This window comes from Pseudomonas fluorescens (assembly GCF_001902145.1).
GTDB classification, from domain to species: Bacteria; Pseudomonadota; Gammaproteobacteria; order Pseudomonadales; family Pseudomonadaceae; genus Aquipseudomonas; species Aquipseudomonas fluorescens_BV.
In genome coordinates this window covers 1-16944 of the sequence record NZ_MRST01000025.1, presented here as the reverse complement: position 1 = coordinate 16944, position 16944 = coordinate 1, and the positions used below count along the sequence as shown (strand labels likewise).

Here is a 16944-nt window from a genome sequence, read left to right as displayed (position 1 = left end):
GCCACGCATTGTTTAGCTTCGAAGAGTCACACCGACTAGCAACAGACCGGAATGACCGCATTCAGTTCAGCGCGATTTTCTCCCTGATAGCACTTTGATTTCATTGTCTATTTGCACGCCGTCATTGTTGCCCGGGTTGGGCCGGCGCCCGACCTTTATTGCGTGCCGAATAAGCCCGTCCAGTAGATGCCCGCGTCACTTTTGGGGTCCATGGCGTAGGCGGCACCCAATTCGCGAAATTGCGGGTTCATCAGGTTGGCGCAGTGGCCGGGGCTGGCGAGCCAACCGTCGACGACCTTGCGCGGCGTGTCGAGGCCGGCGGCGATGTTTTCGCCGATATTCTTCGCGATATACCCCGCCAACTCGGCGCGGTCACCGGGCGTGCGGCCGTCGGGGTCCAGGTGGTCGAAGAAATTGCCGTTGGCCATGTTGCGGGTGTGGCTGTTGGCCGCGTTGGCCAGCGTGTCGTTCCACGACAAGGGCGCCGTCGCAGCGAAGGCCTGGGTGCCACACTGACGCGACTCGGCACGCGCGGTGTTGATCAGGTCGAGCAGTTTTCTGCCTTCGGTCTGCCAATCGCCCAGGCCGCTGGTCACCAACGGGCGAGCCAGCACGATGCGCCAGTCCTGGCCGCTGTTACTGACGCCGATATCGACAAATTGCGGATCGAGCACTACGCGGCAGAAGCTCTCGCGTACCGCTTTCATCGCGGCCTGGGCATCCTTGGGCCCGGACAGGCTGATGGCCTGCACATTCACCATGGGGTAGGCAGCGCGCGCCAGCGACTGCTGCAAATCGCCGACATTGGAGGCCGGCAACACCAGCCGTGTGTCGCTGGTCAGCGGCGGAAGTTCCTGGGAACCCTGGTCACCGCAGCGTTGCACCTGGCTGCGGTATTGGTTGATCTGTTGGACTAACTGACTTTCTTCATTCGCCATCGCGCTGGCGCAGAACACCGTAGTGGCGGCCAGCGTCGTAAGACCCATCATCAATGACAGAACGCGCATGGACGTTACCCTTGAGCTTGAAAGTGCCCATGATGCGCGATCCAGGTGCATCCATGCACCCGTTGGTCCGAACTTTTTTGCTCAGTTCTTGAATGCCGAGTGTTTCGCGCCCTGATCGCAAAGGGCAAACACCACCACCAACAAGGCAGAAATCGCAAGGATCACCACCACCCCATCGGTGGAGTGGGTGGCTGAGGCCGCCACCATCGACAGCGCACCCAGCGGTGCCAGGCCACCAGCAATGGCGGTACCGATTTCCCGTCCGGTGCCAAAGCCCGAAGAGCGCGTTTGCGTCGGGAACTGCCGGCTCAGGAACGAGCCCTGGGGCGCAAACATCATCGGCGCGAGGATACCGGTGCCCACCCCGATGGCGAGGTAGATCATCAGGCTTTCACCACTGTTGAGCAGCGCCAGGAACGGGTAGGCGAACAGCAGCGAGCACAGCCCGCCGAGCATCAGCACAGTCTTGCTGCTCCACTTGTCACACAGCCAGCCGAAGCAGGGCACGGCGACGATGGCTACCAGGCTGGCGATGGTCACCGACAGCGAGGTGACATGCACGTCCACGCCTTTGAATTGGGTCAGGTACGCCAGGGAGAAGGTCTTGAAAATGTAGCTCAGGGCGTTGTAGCCAATCGCGACAAAAAACACCACGGCGAGGCCCTTGAGGTCGTTCTTGAACAAGGCTTTGAGGGGCGATGGCTTGGCTTTGGCTTCTTCCTTGCCCAGCGCTTCGAACTGTGGGGTCTCCGGAATGCTGTTGCGCACCCACAGGCCGACGCCTACCAGCACGATGCTGCAGATAAACGGAATGCGCCAGCCGCCGGCCAGCAGGAACTCGTTGCCGTTGATGGTCAGCAAGTAAATAGTCAGCGAGGACAGCAACAGGCCCAGGTTCAGCCCCAATGCCGGCCAGGCGCCCTGGCTGCCACGCTTGCTTTGGGAGGCATGTTCGTAGGAAGTGACCGCCGCGCCCGACAGCTCGGCACCGGCGCCCAAGCCCTGGATGATGCGGATAAACACCAGCAGGATCGGGGCCCAGATGCCGATGGAGGCGTAGCTGGGGATCAAGCCGATCAAGGTGGTGCACACGCCCATCAGGCAGAAGGTCAGCACCAGCACTTGCTTGCGCCCGAACTTGTCGCCCAGGTAGCCAAACAGGATGCCGCCGAAGGGGCGGGCGATAAAGCCGATGGCAAAGGTAGAAAAGGCCATCAGCGTGGCAGTCTTCGGGTCGCTGTTATCGAAGAAGATCTTCGAAAATACAATCGCCGCCATGGTGGCGTACAGGTAAAAGTCGTACCACTCCAGCATCGAGCCGAAGATGGTGGCGGCGGCTACTTTGCGCAGGCGCTTGCGGGTTTGTTCGGGCGTTTCGGTACCGGGAATGGAGGCGGATGCCGACATGCTGGACTTCCTTCTGGGTCTTTGTAGTTATTGTTGGGTGGCGGGCGGTGCGGTCTTACTGGGGGTGGAACAGGCGGTCGGCGATCATCGCGCCGATGGGCATGGCTGAGGTGGCGGCCGGTGAGGGCGCGTTGCACACATGCAGCATTCGTGAGGTTTGGGCGAACAGGAAATCGTGCACCAGGCTGCCGTCGCGCATCACCGCCTGGGCACGGATACCGGCCTCGTAGGGCAGCAGGTCATCGAGGGTCAGGGACGGGCAGTACTTGCGGCACTGCTCCAGGTAGCCGGACTTGAACAACGAGTTCTTCATCTCGGTGGTGCCGGAGCCGAGGTTCTGCCAGAGGGTTTTCCAGAAACCGGGGAAACTGGCGTATTGCGCTACGTCGCGCCAGTTCACCGAGAACTTGCGGTAGTTCTCGCGGCCCAGTCCCAGCACGGCATTCGGGCCGACGGTGACGCTGCCGTCGATCATGCGGGTCAGGTGCACGCCGAGGAAGGGCAGCTGCGGGTCGGGGATCGGGTAGATCAGGTGGTTGACGATGTTGTTCTTGGCGGCGGGCAGGCGGAAGTATTCGCCACGAAACGGGATGATCTGATGGTCGATGCTCACCCCGGCCAGGCGCGCCAGGCGGTCCGACTGCAAGCCGGCACACACCACCAGGTGGCGGGCCTGCCAGGTCTCGCCCTCGGTGTTGACGGTGACGGTGTCGGTGTTTTCGTGGATAGCGGTCACGGTGTGTTCCAGGCAGATCTGCCCACCGTTGCGACGGATCACCTGGGCCATGGTCTCGCACACCTGGCGGTAATCGACAATCCCGGTGGCATCGAGAAACAAGCCGCCAAGGCCGACGATGTTCGGTTCACGCTGGCGCAGTTGCTCGGCATTCAAGCGCTCGACCTGCATGCCATTGAGCTGGGCACGGGCGTACAGCGCTTCCATGCGTTGTATTTCCAGCGGGCTTGAGGCCACCAGCAGCTTGCCGCACACCTCGAATTTGATCCCGTGTTCGCGGCAGAACTGCTTGGTGGCTTCGGCGCCGCGCTTGCACAAATCAGCCTTGAGGCTACCGGGTGCGTAGTAGATGCCGGCATGGATCACGCCGCTGTTGTGGCCGGTCTGGTGCCTGGCCAGCACCGACTCTTTTTCCAGGATCACCAGCGACGCGCCGGGTTGGCGCTTGAGCAGCTCCATGGCGGTGGCCAGGCCGACGATGCCGCCGCCGATAATGCAAAAGTCATGAATCATTGCAGGGATACCTAGGCTGTACATTTCAGTCTGATTATCAGGTTGTCAGACTAATGTTTTTGTTAAAAAAATGGCGTGTCCGGGGACACGCTGCAAACAAGGTGGATCAATTCGTGGTCGGTAATTCCAGTTGCAGGCGTCGCGCCGCTGCACGCAGGTGCGCCTCGGCACTGGCAGCAGCGCGCTGGGCGTCGCCGTCGGCGATGGCCTGGTAGAGCTGTTGATGTTCCTGGGTCGCGTCGGCCGAACCGGTGGCAAAGCGCGAGGCCGAGTTCTCCCACGCGGTTTTACGCGCACTGGCCAACTGGCTTCTGAGGAAGTCATGGAAGGCCACGAAGTAGTCATTCTTGCTGGCGTCGGCAATGGCGCGGTGGAATTCCACATCGGCCAGGGCTGCGGCTTCAAAGTCGTCGCGGTTGTCCTGCATGGCCTGCAACGCGCTTTTCATGCGCTGCAGGTCGGCGCTGTCGCGGCGCTGGGCAGCAATCGAAGCGGCCTGGGTTTCGATCCACAGGCGCACTTCGAACATCTGCGCCAGGTCAGGTCGTCGCCCGTTGGGCTGCGGAAACCGAAACACCGTGCCCGCAGGGGTCTGCGAAATAAACGAGCCCAGGCCACGGCGGGCCGTGAGCACACCGTCGGCCTTGAGTTGGGCAATGGCTTCACGCACCACGGAGCGGCTGACGTTGAGTTGTTCGGCCAGTTGCTGTTCGGTCGGCAGGCGCGACTCCGGGGCCAGTTGGCCGGATTCGATTTCTGCGCGAATGGCGCTGACAACCCGTACGACAAGCGAATCGGGGCGCTGGAGCTCAAGCATGGGAAAACCTTGGTAATCAGGTTGTCAGACAATAGTCGTTACGATTTTAGCTTGTCAATGTTTGTCTGCTTCGCGCTGGCCAGGGAATGCGCACGTCTCCAGGCGATCAGCACAGCCAGTAACAGCAAACCTACAGCCATGGCGAAGGTGGCGTGCAGGCCGTCAGCCACCGCCTGGGGTGCGGCGAGGCTGACATCCGGGGTGGCGCGGGCGAACACCGCGCCGAGGGCCGATGCGCCGAAAACAAGGCCCAGGTTACGCGACAGATTCAGCAGGCCGGACACCGTGCCTCGGCGTGTCGCCTGTATATCGCTCATTACCGCCGTGTTGTTGGCCGCCTGGAACAGGCTGTAGCCGGCCGTCAACACGATCAGCGCCGCGAGATAGACGCCAAGCCCGGAGACCTGCGACAGCAACAGGGCCCCGCACAGCATCACGCCCAATCCAATGAGGGTCAGGCGTTGGCTGCCGAGGCGATCGGTCAGGTAACCCGCCGGTACACCGGTAACCGCCGCGACCGTTGGCCCGACGGCCATGGCCAAGCCCATCCAGGCGGGATCAAGGCCCAGGCCACGCGACAAGTAGAACGGACCCACCACAAACGTTGCCATGATCACCGCTGACACCAGGGCACTCATGGCCAAGCCGGCGCGCAACGGCGCATCGCGCAGGGGCGCCCAGAATGTATCGCCTGGCGAAGCTTCACGGCGGTAAGCATCCACCGGCAAATAACGGTAGGCGAGGGCGGCAGCCACACCCGCCAAGGGAAGGCTGATCAAAAACAGCGCGCGCCAGCTCCACAGGCTGAGCAATACCCCGCCGACACTCGGCCCCATGGCCGTGCCGAGTGCCGACATAGTGCCGAGCAGGCCCATGACTCGGCCGGTATTCTCTTTCGTGACGGTGTCACCGACCATGCCCAGGGTCATCGCCATCATGATCGCCGCGCCCAGGCCCTGGAATGCCCGTGCGCCGATCAGCCAGGACAGGGTTGGCGCGGCGGCACACCCGGCGCAGGCCAGGGCAAACACCAGCAACCCGGCCAGCAGCAAGCGCCGGCGCCCCAGACGGTCGCCCAGGCGCCCGGCGCTGACAATCACGGCGGTGATGGCCAGCAGGTAGGCGAGCACCACCCACTGCACGGCATGAAACGATGCCCCGAAGGCGTGCGCCAGGCTGGGCAGGCCGACATTGGCGATGCTGGTGCCCAGGGCGGCCAGCAACATGGACAGCGACAAGGCGACCAGGCCGCCGCGTGTGGAGGTTTGCATGCGCGTTTCCTTGAGTGAATGCACCTGTCGCAAATCTACGGCGTCGCCTAAGATGGCGGAAGGCGCATGGGTCGCAGGTTATAGCTGCACCCAGCGCCTGATAAGGAGCCCCCATGCCCGACCTCAATTTACTCATCACCCTGGACGTGTTGCTTGCCGAAGGCAGCGTCGCTCGCGCCGCCCAGCGCCTGCGCCTGAGCCCTTCGGCCATGAGCCGGGCCCTGGCGCGTTTGCGTGCAGCCACTGGCGATCCGCTGCTGGTACGTGCCGGGCGCGGCCTGGTGCCGACGCCCCGGGCGTTGCAATTGCGTGATCAGGTCAGCCAACTGGTGCAAGACGCCAACGCCGTATTGCGCCCGACGCACACCCTGGACTTGGGTGAGCTGGTGCGCACCTTCACCCTGCGCACCAGTGAGGAGTTCGTCGAACGCTTCGGCCCTGCATTGCTCGCGCGTATCGCCCATGACGCCCCAGGGGTGCGTTTGCGTTTCGTGCACAAGAGCGACAAGCACAGTACGTTGCTGCGCGACGGTGGCGTCGACCTGGAAACCGGTGTGGTCGATGTGGGCGCCAGCCCGGAGGTGCTGACCCAGGCGCTGTTCCGTGACCGCCTGGTGGGCGTGGTGCGCGAGGGCCATCCTCTGAGCCGCGGCCCCCTTGGCGCAGCGCGTTTTGCCCAGGGACAACACGTCTATGTGTCGCGGCGCGGGCAGGACCGTGGCCAGATCGACGAGGCCCTTGAGGCGCAAGGTCTGGTTCGGCAGGTCAGCATAGTGGTCGCCGGTTTCAACACGGCCATCGCCCTGGCGCGTGATACCGACCTGATCGCCAGCGTGCCTGAGCGCTATATCACAGTGCCGCCTCGAGGCTTGCACTGCTTCGAGCTGCCTGTGACGTTGCCGCCGTTCACCGTGGCGATGCTGTGGCACCCGCGACAGGACGCCGACCTGGCCCATCGTTGGCTGCGCGCATGTTTGCGCGAGGTGTGCGGGCCATGAGCGGCGCGCAACAGGTACAATCGCCGCTGCCTTGACGCGAAACCCCAGGAATTTGCATGTTCAGCCTTACCCGCTACACCACGCCGTGCCCCGAATCGGTCAACAGTCAGATCCTGCAGATGGTGGTGGACAACCTCACCGACATCAGCAGCGTGGCGCTGGCACCGAGCAACCTGCTCTACAACATCTACCAGTACGCCATCGGGTTTGAGGTGCACCTGTACCTTGAGGCGTTGAATGGCGAAAAGGGCGTTGCGGTGGAGTTGGTCGTGGCGATGGAAGACGAGACGGTGGTGGGTTTTTGCCTGTATCTGCCGGTGAAGAATGATCCGCACGCGTGTGGCATCGCGTTTATGGCGGTGCAGGCCGGCTTTCGTCGCCAGGGTGTGGCACGCAGCATGATGGACGAGGTGATGGCGCGTTATCCCCACGCCGAACTGGCCTGTGCGGTAGAGAAGGTTGCGGTGTTCGAAGCCATGGGTTTCCAGGTACGCGGTGTGCGTGGCACCCAGGTCGTGATGAACACCCGCAACTACGGCACCGATGGGCTGATGGGCGTGTTGGATGTGGCTTCAATCTACAGCTCGCTGGAAGTGCGGCAGATCCACACCTACCTGCTGCAAAAACACGGCAAGCGCGCCATGGTCGACGCAGAGAAACAGCGTGATCGGCACCTGGACCAGTTGACGCGCAAGGCGCAACTGTTCGTCCAGGGCCGTCTGCCTACGGCCTGACGCGCCTGACCATCCCGAGGATAGTCTCCAGCAGCTCCTGCTGAGCTTCCTCGCGGCTGATCTCGCCATTGGCCGCCGCATGAGAAAGGGCTTCCGCCGCGCCGAGCATGGCGCGCAACCCGGCCTGGGAAATACTGCCGCCGTGGGTGAAGGGCGACAGCGCGTCTCGGCACTTATCGAGGAAGATCGCCTCGTATTCGCGCTTGGACGCTTCCAACTCCGGCGAACCGCTCAAAGCGGCAATCACGCCGGGGATTTCCCGACCTTGCAACAACACACAATCGACATACGACGACGCGATAACCCGCGCGCGGTCCTCGAGTGTCGCGTTGCTGGTGGCGATGGCCTCGGTAAACACCTGGTCCTGGCGCTCGTCGAAGTCTGCATATAGCGCGGACAGCAAACCCGCGCGTGTAGCGAAGTGGTCGTACACCACTGGTTTGGTCACGCCCGCCAGCTCGGCCAGGCGGCCCAGGGTCAGGGCGTCGGTGCCTTCGTCACGCACCAATTGCCAGGCGACGTCGAGTAACTGGCGCAGGCGATCTTCACGGGACAAGCGACGACGGGGGGCAGGGGATTCACTGCTTGACATGCTTATATACCAAAAGTAACTTATTCGACGTAACTTACTAAAAGTAGATTAAGCCTAAACGGAGTCAAAGTCATGCACGCACTGATCGTTGTTGCTCATCACGACCCGCAATCGCTCACCCACAGCGTGGCTGCCGAGGTGGGCGCGGGCCTGGCCGCCTCTGGCCACACCTTTGAAATAGCCGACCTTGCCGCTGAAGGGTTCGACCCACGCTACAGCGCCGCCGACCATCGGGTGCACCGTACTCGGGCGACGCCGCCAGCCGACGTGGTGGCCGAACAGGCCCGCATAGATCGCGCCGACGCGTTGGTGCTGGCGTTCCCCATCTACTGGTGGTCAATGCCGGCGTTGCTCAAGGGTTGGGTCGACCGCGTATTCGTCAATGGCTGGGCGATTGATTACGGCCCCGATACACCGGTGCAGAAGAAACTCAGGCATTTGCAGGTGCATCTGCTGGCCCTGGGGGCGGCTGACGAAAGCGCCTTCGATCGACACGGTTATGCCAAGGCCATGAACACCCAGATCGACTACGGCATCTTTGATTATTGCGGGGCGCAGGTACTCACCTCCGAATTGTTGCTGGACTCGGAAAGTGGCGCGGCCCAGGTGCATTTGCAAAAAGCCAGGGCCGTGGGGCAGGGGTTGTTCGAGCGTGAGGCGGTAGCGGGATAGTTCAAACGTCGCGAAACAGGTCGTGGGCGTCCAGCAAGCGGTAGGCAATTTCTGGGTTCTTCTCCAGGCCACGGCGAATGGACGCAGGGATCGACTGGCGGGTCTTGCGGCACATGCCAGGCAGTTCGTCGATGACGATCTGGATCCCGCGCATGCTCTTGACCTCGGTATGCCCGGGCGCGATGTGTACGCGGATGCCCAGTTGGTCGTACATCCGCTGTTGCAGATGTTCGAGGTCTTGCAGGCTCTTGAGGTTTTCCAGGCGCTCCAGCAGGATTTTTTCCTGCTGTCGCGTCAGTTGCAGGATGCGCAGATCCGCGCCGGGAGCTTCCAGCAGTTGATCACGGTTGCAGACACAGGCGCCGGGTGGGCAGGGTTGGCGAAGGGTCATTGACGCTCCCTGTAGGAGCGAGCTTGCTCGCGAAAAACTCACAGGCGCCGCATTCATTCAGCAAACACGCGTTTTCGTTAACGTTTTTCGCGAGCAAGCTCGCTCCTACAGTTTTCAGGTGGGTCAGTCGTTCAAGTGAACGCCCAGGCTGGCCAGGGCTTTCCAGTAGTCAGGGTAGGTCTTGGCCACGCAGTCCGGGTCTTGAATGCGAATGCCCGAGACTTTCAGCCCCGCCAGGGCAAAACACATGGCGATGCGATGGTCGGCGTGGGTGTCGATCAGTGCGGTGCAGGCGGTGCCAGCCAAGGCGGGGTCGCTGGCTACCAGCAGGGCATCGCCCTCGATGGTCGCCAGGCCCGGGCGAATTTCGTTGAGGCCATCGTGCAGCGCCTGCACGCGGTCACATTCCTTGACGCGCAGGTTCGCCAGTTCAGTAAAACGCACCGGGGTATTGTTGAATGCGGCGAGCACCGCCAGGGTCGGGATCGCATCCTGCATTTGCGACCCTACCACCGTGGCCTGCATGTTCGGGAACTGCGCGATCACAGCCTGGGCCTTGGCGTCGGGCTGGGTGAAGTCTTGTGGGGCTACACCGAGGTCGATACGGCCACCGGTCAGCACCTCTGCGGCCCACAGGTAAGTGGCGGCGGAAGCGTCGGGTTCGATCAGGTAATCATGTGCGGTGTAACCAGTGGGAGCGACGCGCCAGGTGGTGTCGTCCACGGCGTCGACCTGGGCACCGAACGCACGCATGCAATCGAGGGTCAGGTCCACATAGCCACGGGCGCCGATGTCCTTGCCGGTCAGCGCCACTTCAATCGGTGCTTCGCCGCACGCCGCGAGCATCAGCAGGGCTGACACGTATTGGCTGGACAAGCCACCATCAATCTCAAAACGTTTGGCCTGGACCTTGCCCACGCCGTGCACGGTCACCGGTGGGCAACCGGTAGGGCTGTCGACCTGGATGCCGTTCTGGCCAAGGGTGGCCAGCAGCGGGCCGATCGGGCGTTTTTGCATGTACGCGTCGCCGTCCAGCACCACTGTGCCTTGCACAGTGGCGACGGCAGCCGTGAGAAAGCGCATGGCGGTGCCGGCGTTGCCGAGGAACAACGGCTGGGCCGGCAATTGCAGCGAGCCTTGGCTGGTGACGACAAAGGTGGTGTCGTCCGGCTCGTCGATGGTGACGCCCATCTGCCGCAGGGCTACCGACATATGGCCTGTGTCATCGCTTTTGAGCGCACCGCTCAAACGGCTGGTGCCCTTGGCCAGTGCCGCCAGCAACAGCGCACGGTTGGTAATGGATTTGGAGCCGGGGGGCGCGACCTTGCCAGTGAGGGGGAAGTTGGGCGGTGTAACGGTCACGGTTTTCTGCGAACTCAAGGTACAAGGCTCCTGGTCAAGGCGAGGTGGCGTGGAGTGGCCGACGTGCGGACCCGAATCATCAGGCAAACACGCCATGCTTGTCGAGTGAGCGGGTGATCTGCGTGATTTATTGGCATGCGCTGCGTCCCTAATGTAGGAGCGAGCTTGCTCGCGAAAAACGTCAACGATAAAGCGTGCTCCCTGAATGAACGCGGCGCCTGGAAGTTTTTCGCGAGCAAGCTCGCTCCTACTGCCTTAACGCTGGCTCAGCCAGTAGTCATGCAGCGCCCGCGCAGCCGGTTCGATTTCGCTGACCTGCAGTTGATGGGCGTTTACATCCAGATCCGCCGGCAATTCGAAATTGTCCTGCTCGGCGCACCAGGAAATCCGCTCCAGTTGCCCGGCTTGTACAGCGGGCAATGGCGGCCAGTTGGCGATCGTCACGCCGCGCACATAACCAAAGCACCATTCCTCGGCAAGGGTCACCGCCTGGTCTTGATGTTCGGTTTCATCGAAACGGGCTTTGAATGCCTGGGCATCAGTGGCCAATTGTGCGGCCAGGGTATTCATATGGCGTACACACAGTTCGAGAAAAGCCTGGGCCTCGTCCATGTTGTCCCATTCAGGGTTTTGCCCACCCCAGATCGCCGGGAACCACTCGGCCACATCCACCTTGGCCGGGCTGGAAACCAGGGCGGTGAAATAACCGTCGAGTTCGGCCATGTTCAGCACCGAGTGGTCTTCGCCGTATTTGAGTAAGGTGGCGTCAATGAATTCGAAATCGTCGGGAGCGAGGGGTTGGGCGTGCATGGCATATCCTTAAAACGTCGAGCGCCGCTGACAGCGCGGCTTAAAGCGCAAAGGATGGCCTGTACATCGGGTTTTATCCAGCGTCTTTTCCCCCACCGTGACCAGTCCCGTTTTTGGCCGATGCGCCGTGGCGCACCCTTGATATAGTCTGGCCTTTCTCAATCGCCAGTCAGGGATCACTGCCATGTCCGAATACCAAGCCTTCGTTGTCGAACTCAGCGGCAACGTTGCCCATGTGCAGATCAATCGCCCGGAAAAGATCAACGCCATGAACGCGGCGTTCTGGACCGAAATCATCGACATCTTCCAATGGGTCGACGAGACCGACGCCGTGCGTGCCGTGGTGCTCAGCGGCGCGGGCAAGCATTTTTCCTCGGGCATCGACCTGATGATGCTGGCCTCGATCGCCAATGATTTTGGCAAGGACGTGGGTCGCAATGCGCGCCTGCTGCGCCGCAAGATTCTCGAACTGCAAGCGTCGTTCAATGCCGTGGACACTTGCCGCAAGCCCGTGCTGGCGGCGATCCAGGGCTACTGCATCGGCGGTGCCATCGACCTGATCAGCGCCTGCGACATGCGCTATGCGGCCGAGGACGCGCAATTCTCGATCAAGGAAATCGACATCGGCATGGCCGCCGACGTCGGCACCTTGCAACGCCTGCCGCGCATTATCGGCGACGGCATGCTGCGTGAGCTGGCCTACACCGGTCGTCAGTTCGGCGCCGAGGAAGCCCGCAGCATCGGCCTGGTCAATCGCGTGTTTGCCGATCATGAAAGCCTGCTGGCGGGTGTCATGGACCTGGCCCATCAAATCGCCGCCAAGTCGCCGATTGCCGTGACTGGCACCAAGGCCATGATCAGCTACATGCGTGACCACACAGTCAATGACGGCCTGGAATACGTTGCCACCTGGAACTCGGCTATGTTGCAATCCAACGACCTGCGCGTGGCCATCGCGGCCCATATGAGTAAGCAGAAACCCGAATTCGTGGATTGACTGACATGACCCCAGGCTGGATTACCACAACACTGCTGGACAACGACGCCCCCGGCGGCTGGGCCGTCGCCCGCAGCCGCGAAGGTTTTTTACACGACACCAACGGCCCGCTGTTCCCGCGCGAATGGCTCAAGCGCCAGGACCTGTCGGTGTTTGCCGAACACGGCATCGGCCATCTCGATGGCGAGCCGGTGTATCTGTTGGAACTTGACTCGCCGGCTGATGTGCCAGGGTGCAGTTGGCAGGGCTTGCGCGGCTTTATGCTGCAAGGTGATCACACCCTGTACAAGGTGCTGGGCTACGCCGCGCAGATCGGTACCTGGGCGCGGGAGCATCGTTTTTGTGGCAGTTGCGGCCAGGCGATGGAGCAGGTGCCGAGGGAGCGGGCGATGTATTGCCAGGCCTGCGACCTGCGCAGCTACCCACGCATCTCGCCAAGCATGATCGTGCTGGTAACCCGTGGCGATGACATTCTGCTAGCGCGTTCGCCACGTTTCGTCACCGGGGTCTACAGCACCCTGGCCGGTTTTGCCGAGCCGGGTGAGTCCGCCGAAGACTGCCTGATCCGTGAGGTGCGCGAAGAGGTGCAGTTGGAGGTCAAGAACATCCAGTACATGGGCAGCCAATGCTGGCCGTTCCCTCACTCGATGATGCTGGGCTTTCACGCCGAATACGCCGGTGGCGATATCGTGCCCCAGGCCGACGAGATCGAGGACGCGCAGTGGTTCAATATCCACGAGCTGCCGCCGTTGCCGGCGTCACGCTCGATTGCGCGTTACCTCATCGACCTCTACGTGGCCCGCCGTTTAGGCCACGCTGAACCAGTGTTGCCAGGCTAGGCGCACGGTCAGTCCCAGGACCACGGTGATAAACACCGGACGAATGAATTTGGCGCCGCCGCTGATCGCACTGCGTGCGCCAAAGAACGCGCCACCCATCACAGACACACCCATCGCCAGGCCGACAATCCAGTCCACCGAACCATTGATGATAAACACCGTCAAGGCCGCTGCGTTGCTGACGAAGTTCATGCTGCGCGCCACGCCGCTGGCCTTCACCAGGTCGATGGGGTGCAGCAGCATCGTGCTGACCGTCCAGAACGCCCCCGTGCCGGGCCCGGCCACGCCGTCGTAGAAACCCAGGCCAAAGCCCTGGGTGGCTTGCCATTTCTTTTTGATCGGGGCCTCGGCGTCCAGTGGCGCCTTGGGCGTGCCACCGAACAGCAGGTACACACCGCAGGCGAAGACGATCACCGGGAGCATCTTGTTCAGGGTTTCGGCAGGCAAGTAATGGGCGACGACCGCGCCGGTCAGTGCACCGATCAAGGTACCGACGATGGCGTGCACCCATTGGCGTGGGTGGAACAGCTTGCGGCGGTAGAAGGTAAAGCTGGCGGTGGCCGAGCCGAAGGTGGAGCTGAGCTTGTTGGTGCCCAGCACCAGGTGCGGGGGCATACCGGCGGTGAGCAGGGCGGGCGTGGTCAACAAACCGCCACCGCCGGCGATTGCGTCGATAAAACCGGCGATAAAAGCGACAACGGCCAGGATGGCCAGGGTGGTGAGGTCAACGCTGAGTTCGAAGGGCATGGGCAGGGCTTATTGTTGGAGGTGCGCAGAAGGCCTGCATCTTACTGCGTTGTGACTCAAATGTGGGAGGGGGCTTGCCCCCGATAGCAGTGTTTCAGTGACCAATAAGCTGACTGACCCACCGCCATCGGGGGCAAGCCCCCTCCCACATTTTTTACCGAGCCCGCTTGTTATTTGTGCGCGCCCAGCCATTCCAAGGCCGTGCGCCAGATGCAGATACCCAGGAAGTACGCCGACATCAGCGACCACAAGCCAAATGTCCAAGGGTTGGTGTTCGGGTAGTCCACCACCATCAGGAAGCTGCACAGCAACCAGATGGTGGTCACCGCGATGTTGATCGGCATAAAGCGCTTGACCCGGAACGGGTGCAGGAACTTCATTGGCGTGACGGTCAGCAGCGCCAGGCCGATCACGGTCAGCAACGTGACCCAGGCATCCGGCTGGATGATATAGACGCACAGGGCAACGACGTTCCAGGCGGCAGGGAAGCCGACGAAGTAGTTGTCCTTGCTCTTCATGTTCACGTTGCAAAAGCAGAACAGCGACGACACCAGGATCACCGACACCGCAAACAGGTGGGTGAAGTCGGGCAGGTCGATGTAGCGGTAGATAAACAGTGCGGGAATGAACACGTAGGTGAGGTAGTCGATCACCAGGTCCAGCACCGAGCCGTCAAAGCTGGGCAGTACCGTACTGACATTCACCCGTCGCGCCAGCGAGCCGTCGACGCCATCCACCACCAGCGCCAGGCCCAGCCACAGCAGACACGCCTTGGGAGAGTTTTCCAGCAGCGCCAGGGTGGCCAAGAAGGCCAGCACTACACCGGTGGCGGTAAAGCCGTGGGCGCCCCAGGCTTTGAGTCTGGCTACATGCAGGGTCGATATCACGGGCGGTTCTCCAAAAGGTCAAACAGGGCAGCCGACGACGCAACGTCGTCGAGTCTGGCCGGGGAATGCAGGTATCGACCGGGAAGGGGAGGATAAGGTTCACCGCCCGGTGTCTTCGTTAGCGTAGCAAGCGTAGGACGTTTCGGCATCAACCCTGACGGAACACCAGGGCTTTCAGCCCACTCTGTGGGTCAATATCAGGAAATTCCGGTGGGTTTTCCAGCCGCTGCACAAACCGCAGTCCCGGCGCCTCGCGGGTCACGCCGTCGATCAGGAAGTCTTCGCCGAAGGCCGGATCGTTCATGCATGCCAGCACGGTGCCGTGGGCACTGAGCAAGTCCGGCAGGCGGCGCAGCACGCGCTGGTAATCCTTGGTCAGCAGGAAACTGCCTTTCTGGAAGGACGGCGGGTCGATGATCACCAGATCGTAAGGGCCGTTGTTCGTCACCTTGGCCCAGGACTTGAACAGGTCGTGGCCCAGGAAACTCACCCGGCTCAGGTCGTGCCCATTCAGGCGATGGTTGTCGCGGCCACGGCTGAGGGCACCACGGGCCATGTCCAGGTTCACTACATGCTCGGCGCCGCCTTCGATGGCGGCCACGGAAAAACCGCAGGTATAGGCAAACAAATTCAGCACGCGCTGGCCTTGGGCCTGTTCGCGCACCCAGTTGCGACCGTAACGCATGTCGAGGAACAGCCCGATGTTCTGTTTTTTACCCAGGTCGATCAGGTAGCGCAGGCCGCCCTCTGTGATGGTCAGCTCGTCGATGGCGTCGCCCACCAGCCATTCGGTGGTGCTTTGCGGCAGGTAGCGGTGTTGCAGGGCCACGGTGTGCACGCCGAAACGGCTCCACTCGATCTGCAACAGTGTGTGCTTCAGGGCTTCCAGGTGCTCGGTTTCTTTGAACGAGGCGACCAGCACGACTCCTTGCAGCCAGTCCACGGTGAGTTGCTCCAGGCCTGGCCAGCAACGGCCACGGCCATGGAACAGGCGCCGGGTTTCCGCAGGCGCGTCAGCCAGGGCAGTGAGCAAGTGGGCGTGCAGGGTAGTGAGTGCGTCTGGGTTCATCGTTAAGCGTCAGTCATCGGGCGGGCGGCATTTTAAACACAATTGGGTAGGAACTGGCTTGCCTGTGATGGCGGCCTGACAGTCGACGCCTATCTACCTGCAATCAGCGCCGGTCCGAATGAGTCTTTCAAGAAAACCGGGGCGATATAGCGCTCGTAATGCGCCTCGGACAACAGAAAGAACTCCCGGTCTATCGCATCGCGCAGGTCCGCCAGGTGGCGCTCGCGAAACTCGGGCAACAACGTCAAGCCGTAGGCATCGAGCTTGGAGATCACCCGTGCGCCACGGGCAATCAGTTGGTATGCCCAGCAATACGGCGACTGGTGCGGCACAAAGCGAATCTTGCGCGCTTCCAGTTGCTGACGCAGGCGCTGCGGATCGAAGACTTCCAGCTTGCTGGCCATTACCTGTACCAGCAACTGCTCCAGGCGCAGCCACACCGCCTGTTTTTCCTCGGCGTTATAGCCATTCCACTGGATCACTTCATGGTGATAACGCTTACAGCCCCGACAGACCAGGTCACCGTAGACGGTGGAGCACAGGCCGACGCAAGGGGTCTTGATGGTTTGATTGGGCATAAAGGCAATTTGCAAAAGATTGAAGAACACCGCGGCCCCAATGTAGGAGCGAGCTTGCTCGCGAAGACCCCAAGGGCACCGCGTTCATTCAGGATGCACGCGTTATCGTTGAAGGTCTTCGCGAGCAAGCTCGCTCCTACAGAGTTAGGTCAGTCCCAGCTCAGCGCGCCGCCGGTCTGATACTCGATCACACGGGTCTCGAAGAAGTTTTTCTCTTTCTTCAAGTCCATGATCTCGCTCATCCACGGGAACGGGTTGGTCGTGCCTGGGTACTCTTCCTTCAAGCCAATCTGCGACAGGCGACGGTTAGCGATGAACTTGAGGTAATCCTCCATCATCGCCGCATTCATACCGAGAACACCGCGCGGCATCGTGTCACGAGCGTATTCGATCTCCAGCTGCGTACCCTGCAGAATCATCTGGGTCGCTTCTTCTTTCATCTCGGCATCCCACAAGTGCGGGTTTTCGATTTTGATCTGGTTGATCACGTCGATACCGAAGTTCAGGTGCATCGACT

At 61.7% G+C, this 16944-nt stretch carries 19 protein-coding genes; 5 read left to right on the top strand and 14 right to left on the bottom strand.

Annotation, left to right across the window (positions count from 1 at the left end; translation table 11 throughout):
- Positions 1 to 155 precede the first annotated feature (155 nt).
- From BUE92_RS16700 to BUE92_RS16680, 5 genes are all read right to left on the bottom strand, one after another.
- Entirely contained in the window at positions 156 to 1007 is an 852-nt protein-coding gene (locus BUE92_RS16700; protein WP_073525060.1) for a CAP domain-containing protein, read from the bottom strand.
- 81 nt (positions 1008 to 1088) lie between these two features.
- Positions 1089 to 2414, bottom strand: coding sequence for an MFS transporter (locus BUE92_RS16695; protein ID WP_073525059.1), 1326 nt, complete (start codon positions 2412 to 2414; stop codon positions 1089 to 1091).
- Between the two features lie 55 nt (positions 2415 to 2469).
- Entirely contained in the window at positions 2470 to 3663 is a 1194-nt protein-coding gene (gene lhgO / locus BUE92_RS16690) for an L-2-hydroxyglutarate oxidase (RefSeq protein WP_073525058.1), read from the bottom strand.
- Between the two features lie 106 nt (positions 3664 to 3769).
- On the bottom strand, positions 3770 to 4480 hold the full coding sequence (locus BUE92_RS16685; RefSeq protein WP_019816878.1) for a FadR/GntR family transcriptional regulator: 711 nt from the start codon (positions 4478 to 4480) through the stop codon (positions 3770 to 3772).
- A gap of 38 nt (positions 4481 to 4518) precedes the next feature.
- On the bottom strand, positions 4519 to 5751 hold the full coding sequence (locus BUE92_RS16680) for an MFS transporter (protein ID WP_073525057.1): 1233 nt from the start codon (positions 5749 to 5751) through the stop codon (positions 4519 to 4521).
- A gap of 113 nt (positions 5752 to 5864) precedes the next feature.
- Between BUE92_RS16680 and BUE92_RS16675 the strand changes: the two genes are divergently transcribed.
- Together BUE92_RS16675 and BUE92_RS16670 are read left to right on the top strand one after the other, a co-directional pair.
- On the top strand, positions 5865 to 6749 hold the full coding sequence (locus tag BUE92_RS16675) for a LysR family transcriptional regulator (RefSeq protein WP_073525055.1): 885 nt from the start codon (positions 5865 to 5867) through the stop codon (positions 6747 to 6749).
- A 56-nt stretch (positions 6750 to 6805) separates the two neighbouring features.
- Positions 6806 to 7483 carry a GNAT family N-acetyltransferase gene (locus tag BUE92_RS16670; protein WP_073525054.1) on the top strand — a complete coding sequence of 226 codons (678 nt, stop codon included), beginning with the start codon at positions 6806 to 6808 and terminating at the stop codon, positions 7481 to 7483.
- Here BUE92_RS16670 and BUE92_RS16665 read toward each other — a convergent pair.
- Positions 7473 to 8075 (bottom strand): TetR/AcrR family transcriptional regulator, encoded by a 603-nt coding sequence (locus BUE92_RS16665; RefSeq protein ID WP_073525053.1) that lies wholly within the window; start codon positions 8073 to 8075, stop codon positions 7473 to 7475. The two genes, BUE92_RS16670 and BUE92_RS16665, sit on opposite strands and share 11 nt — an antisense overlap.
- A gap of 72 nt (positions 8076 to 8147) precedes the next feature.
- Between BUE92_RS16665 and BUE92_RS16660 the strand changes: the two genes are divergently transcribed.
- The gene (locus tag BUE92_RS16660) at positions 8148 to 8747 is read left to right on the top strand and encodes an NAD(P)H-dependent oxidoreductase (RefSeq protein ID WP_073525052.1); all 600 of its coding nucleotides are present in this window, start codon (positions 8148 to 8150) and stop codon (positions 8745 to 8747) included.
- A 1-nt stretch (position 8748) separates the two neighbouring features.
- Here the strand turns inward: BUE92_RS16660 and BUE92_RS16655 are convergent, their stop codons facing one another.
- The 3 genes from BUE92_RS16655 to BUE92_RS16645 form a co-directional block, all read right to left on the bottom strand.
- A complete protein-coding gene (locus BUE92_RS16655) occupies positions 8749 to 9138 on the bottom strand; it encodes a hypothetical protein (protein ID WP_073525051.1) in 390 nt (129 codons plus the stop codon).
- 123 nt (positions 9139 to 9261) lie between these two features.
- A complete protein-coding gene (gene aroA, locus BUE92_RS16650) occupies positions 9262 to 10518 on the bottom strand; it encodes a 3-phosphoshikimate 1-carboxyvinyltransferase (RefSeq protein WP_073525050.1) in 1257 nt (418 codons plus the stop codon).
- 237 nt (positions 10519 to 10755) lie between these two features.
- Positions 10756 to 11310 carry a UPF0149 family protein gene (locus BUE92_RS16645; RefSeq protein WP_073525049.1) on the bottom strand — a complete coding sequence of 185 codons (555 nt, stop codon included), beginning with the start codon at positions 11308 to 11310 and terminating at the stop codon, positions 10756 to 10758.
- Positions 11311 to 11494: 184 nt separating this feature from the next.
- On the opposite strand from BUE92_RS16645, the gene BUE92_RS16640 reads away from it, so the two are divergent.
- Together BUE92_RS16640 and nudC are read left to right on the top strand one after the other, a co-directional pair.
- Entirely contained in the window at positions 11495 to 12307 is an 813-nt protein-coding gene (locus BUE92_RS16640; RefSeq protein WP_034127622.1) for a crotonase/enoyl-CoA hydratase family protein, read from the top strand.
- 5 nt (positions 12308 to 12312) lie between these two features.
- Positions 12313 to 13146 (top strand): NAD(+) diphosphatase, encoded by an 834-nt coding sequence (gene nudC, locus BUE92_RS16635; RefSeq protein WP_073525047.1) that lies wholly within the window; start codon positions 12313 to 12315, stop codon positions 13144 to 13146.
- On the opposite strand, the gene BUE92_RS16630 is transcribed toward nudC, so the two are convergent.
- From BUE92_RS16630 to BUE92_RS16610, 5 genes are all read right to left on the bottom strand, one after another.
- Entirely contained in the window at positions 13114 to 13893 is a 780-nt protein-coding gene (locus BUE92_RS16630; RefSeq protein ID WP_073525046.1) for a TSUP family transporter, read from the bottom strand. The genes nudC and BUE92_RS16630 overlap by 33 nt on opposite strands.
- A gap of 170 nt (positions 13894 to 14063) precedes the next feature.
- Positions 14064 to 14780: a phosphatidylcholine synthase gene (pcsA, locus tag BUE92_RS16625; protein WP_073525045.1), complete on the bottom strand. Its 717-nt coding sequence runs from the start codon at positions 14778 to 14780 to the stop codon at positions 14064 to 14066.
- A 148-nt stretch (positions 14781 to 14928) separates the two neighbouring features.
- Positions 14929 to 15849, bottom strand: coding sequence for a class I SAM-dependent methyltransferase (locus BUE92_RS16620; RefSeq protein WP_073525044.1), 921 nt, complete (start codon positions 15847 to 15849; stop codon positions 14929 to 14931).
- Between the two features lie 89 nt (positions 15850 to 15938).
- Positions 15939 to 16427, bottom strand: coding sequence for a DUF1289 domain-containing protein (locus BUE92_RS16615; protein ID WP_073525777.1), 489 nt, complete (start codon positions 16425 to 16427; stop codon positions 15939 to 15941).
- A 149-nt stretch (positions 16428 to 16576) separates the two neighbouring features.
- The coding region (locus tag BUE92_RS16610; RefSeq protein ID WP_073525043.1) for a ribonucleotide-diphosphate reductase subunit beta at positions 16577 to 16944 on the bottom strand (368 nt) is incomplete at its 5' end.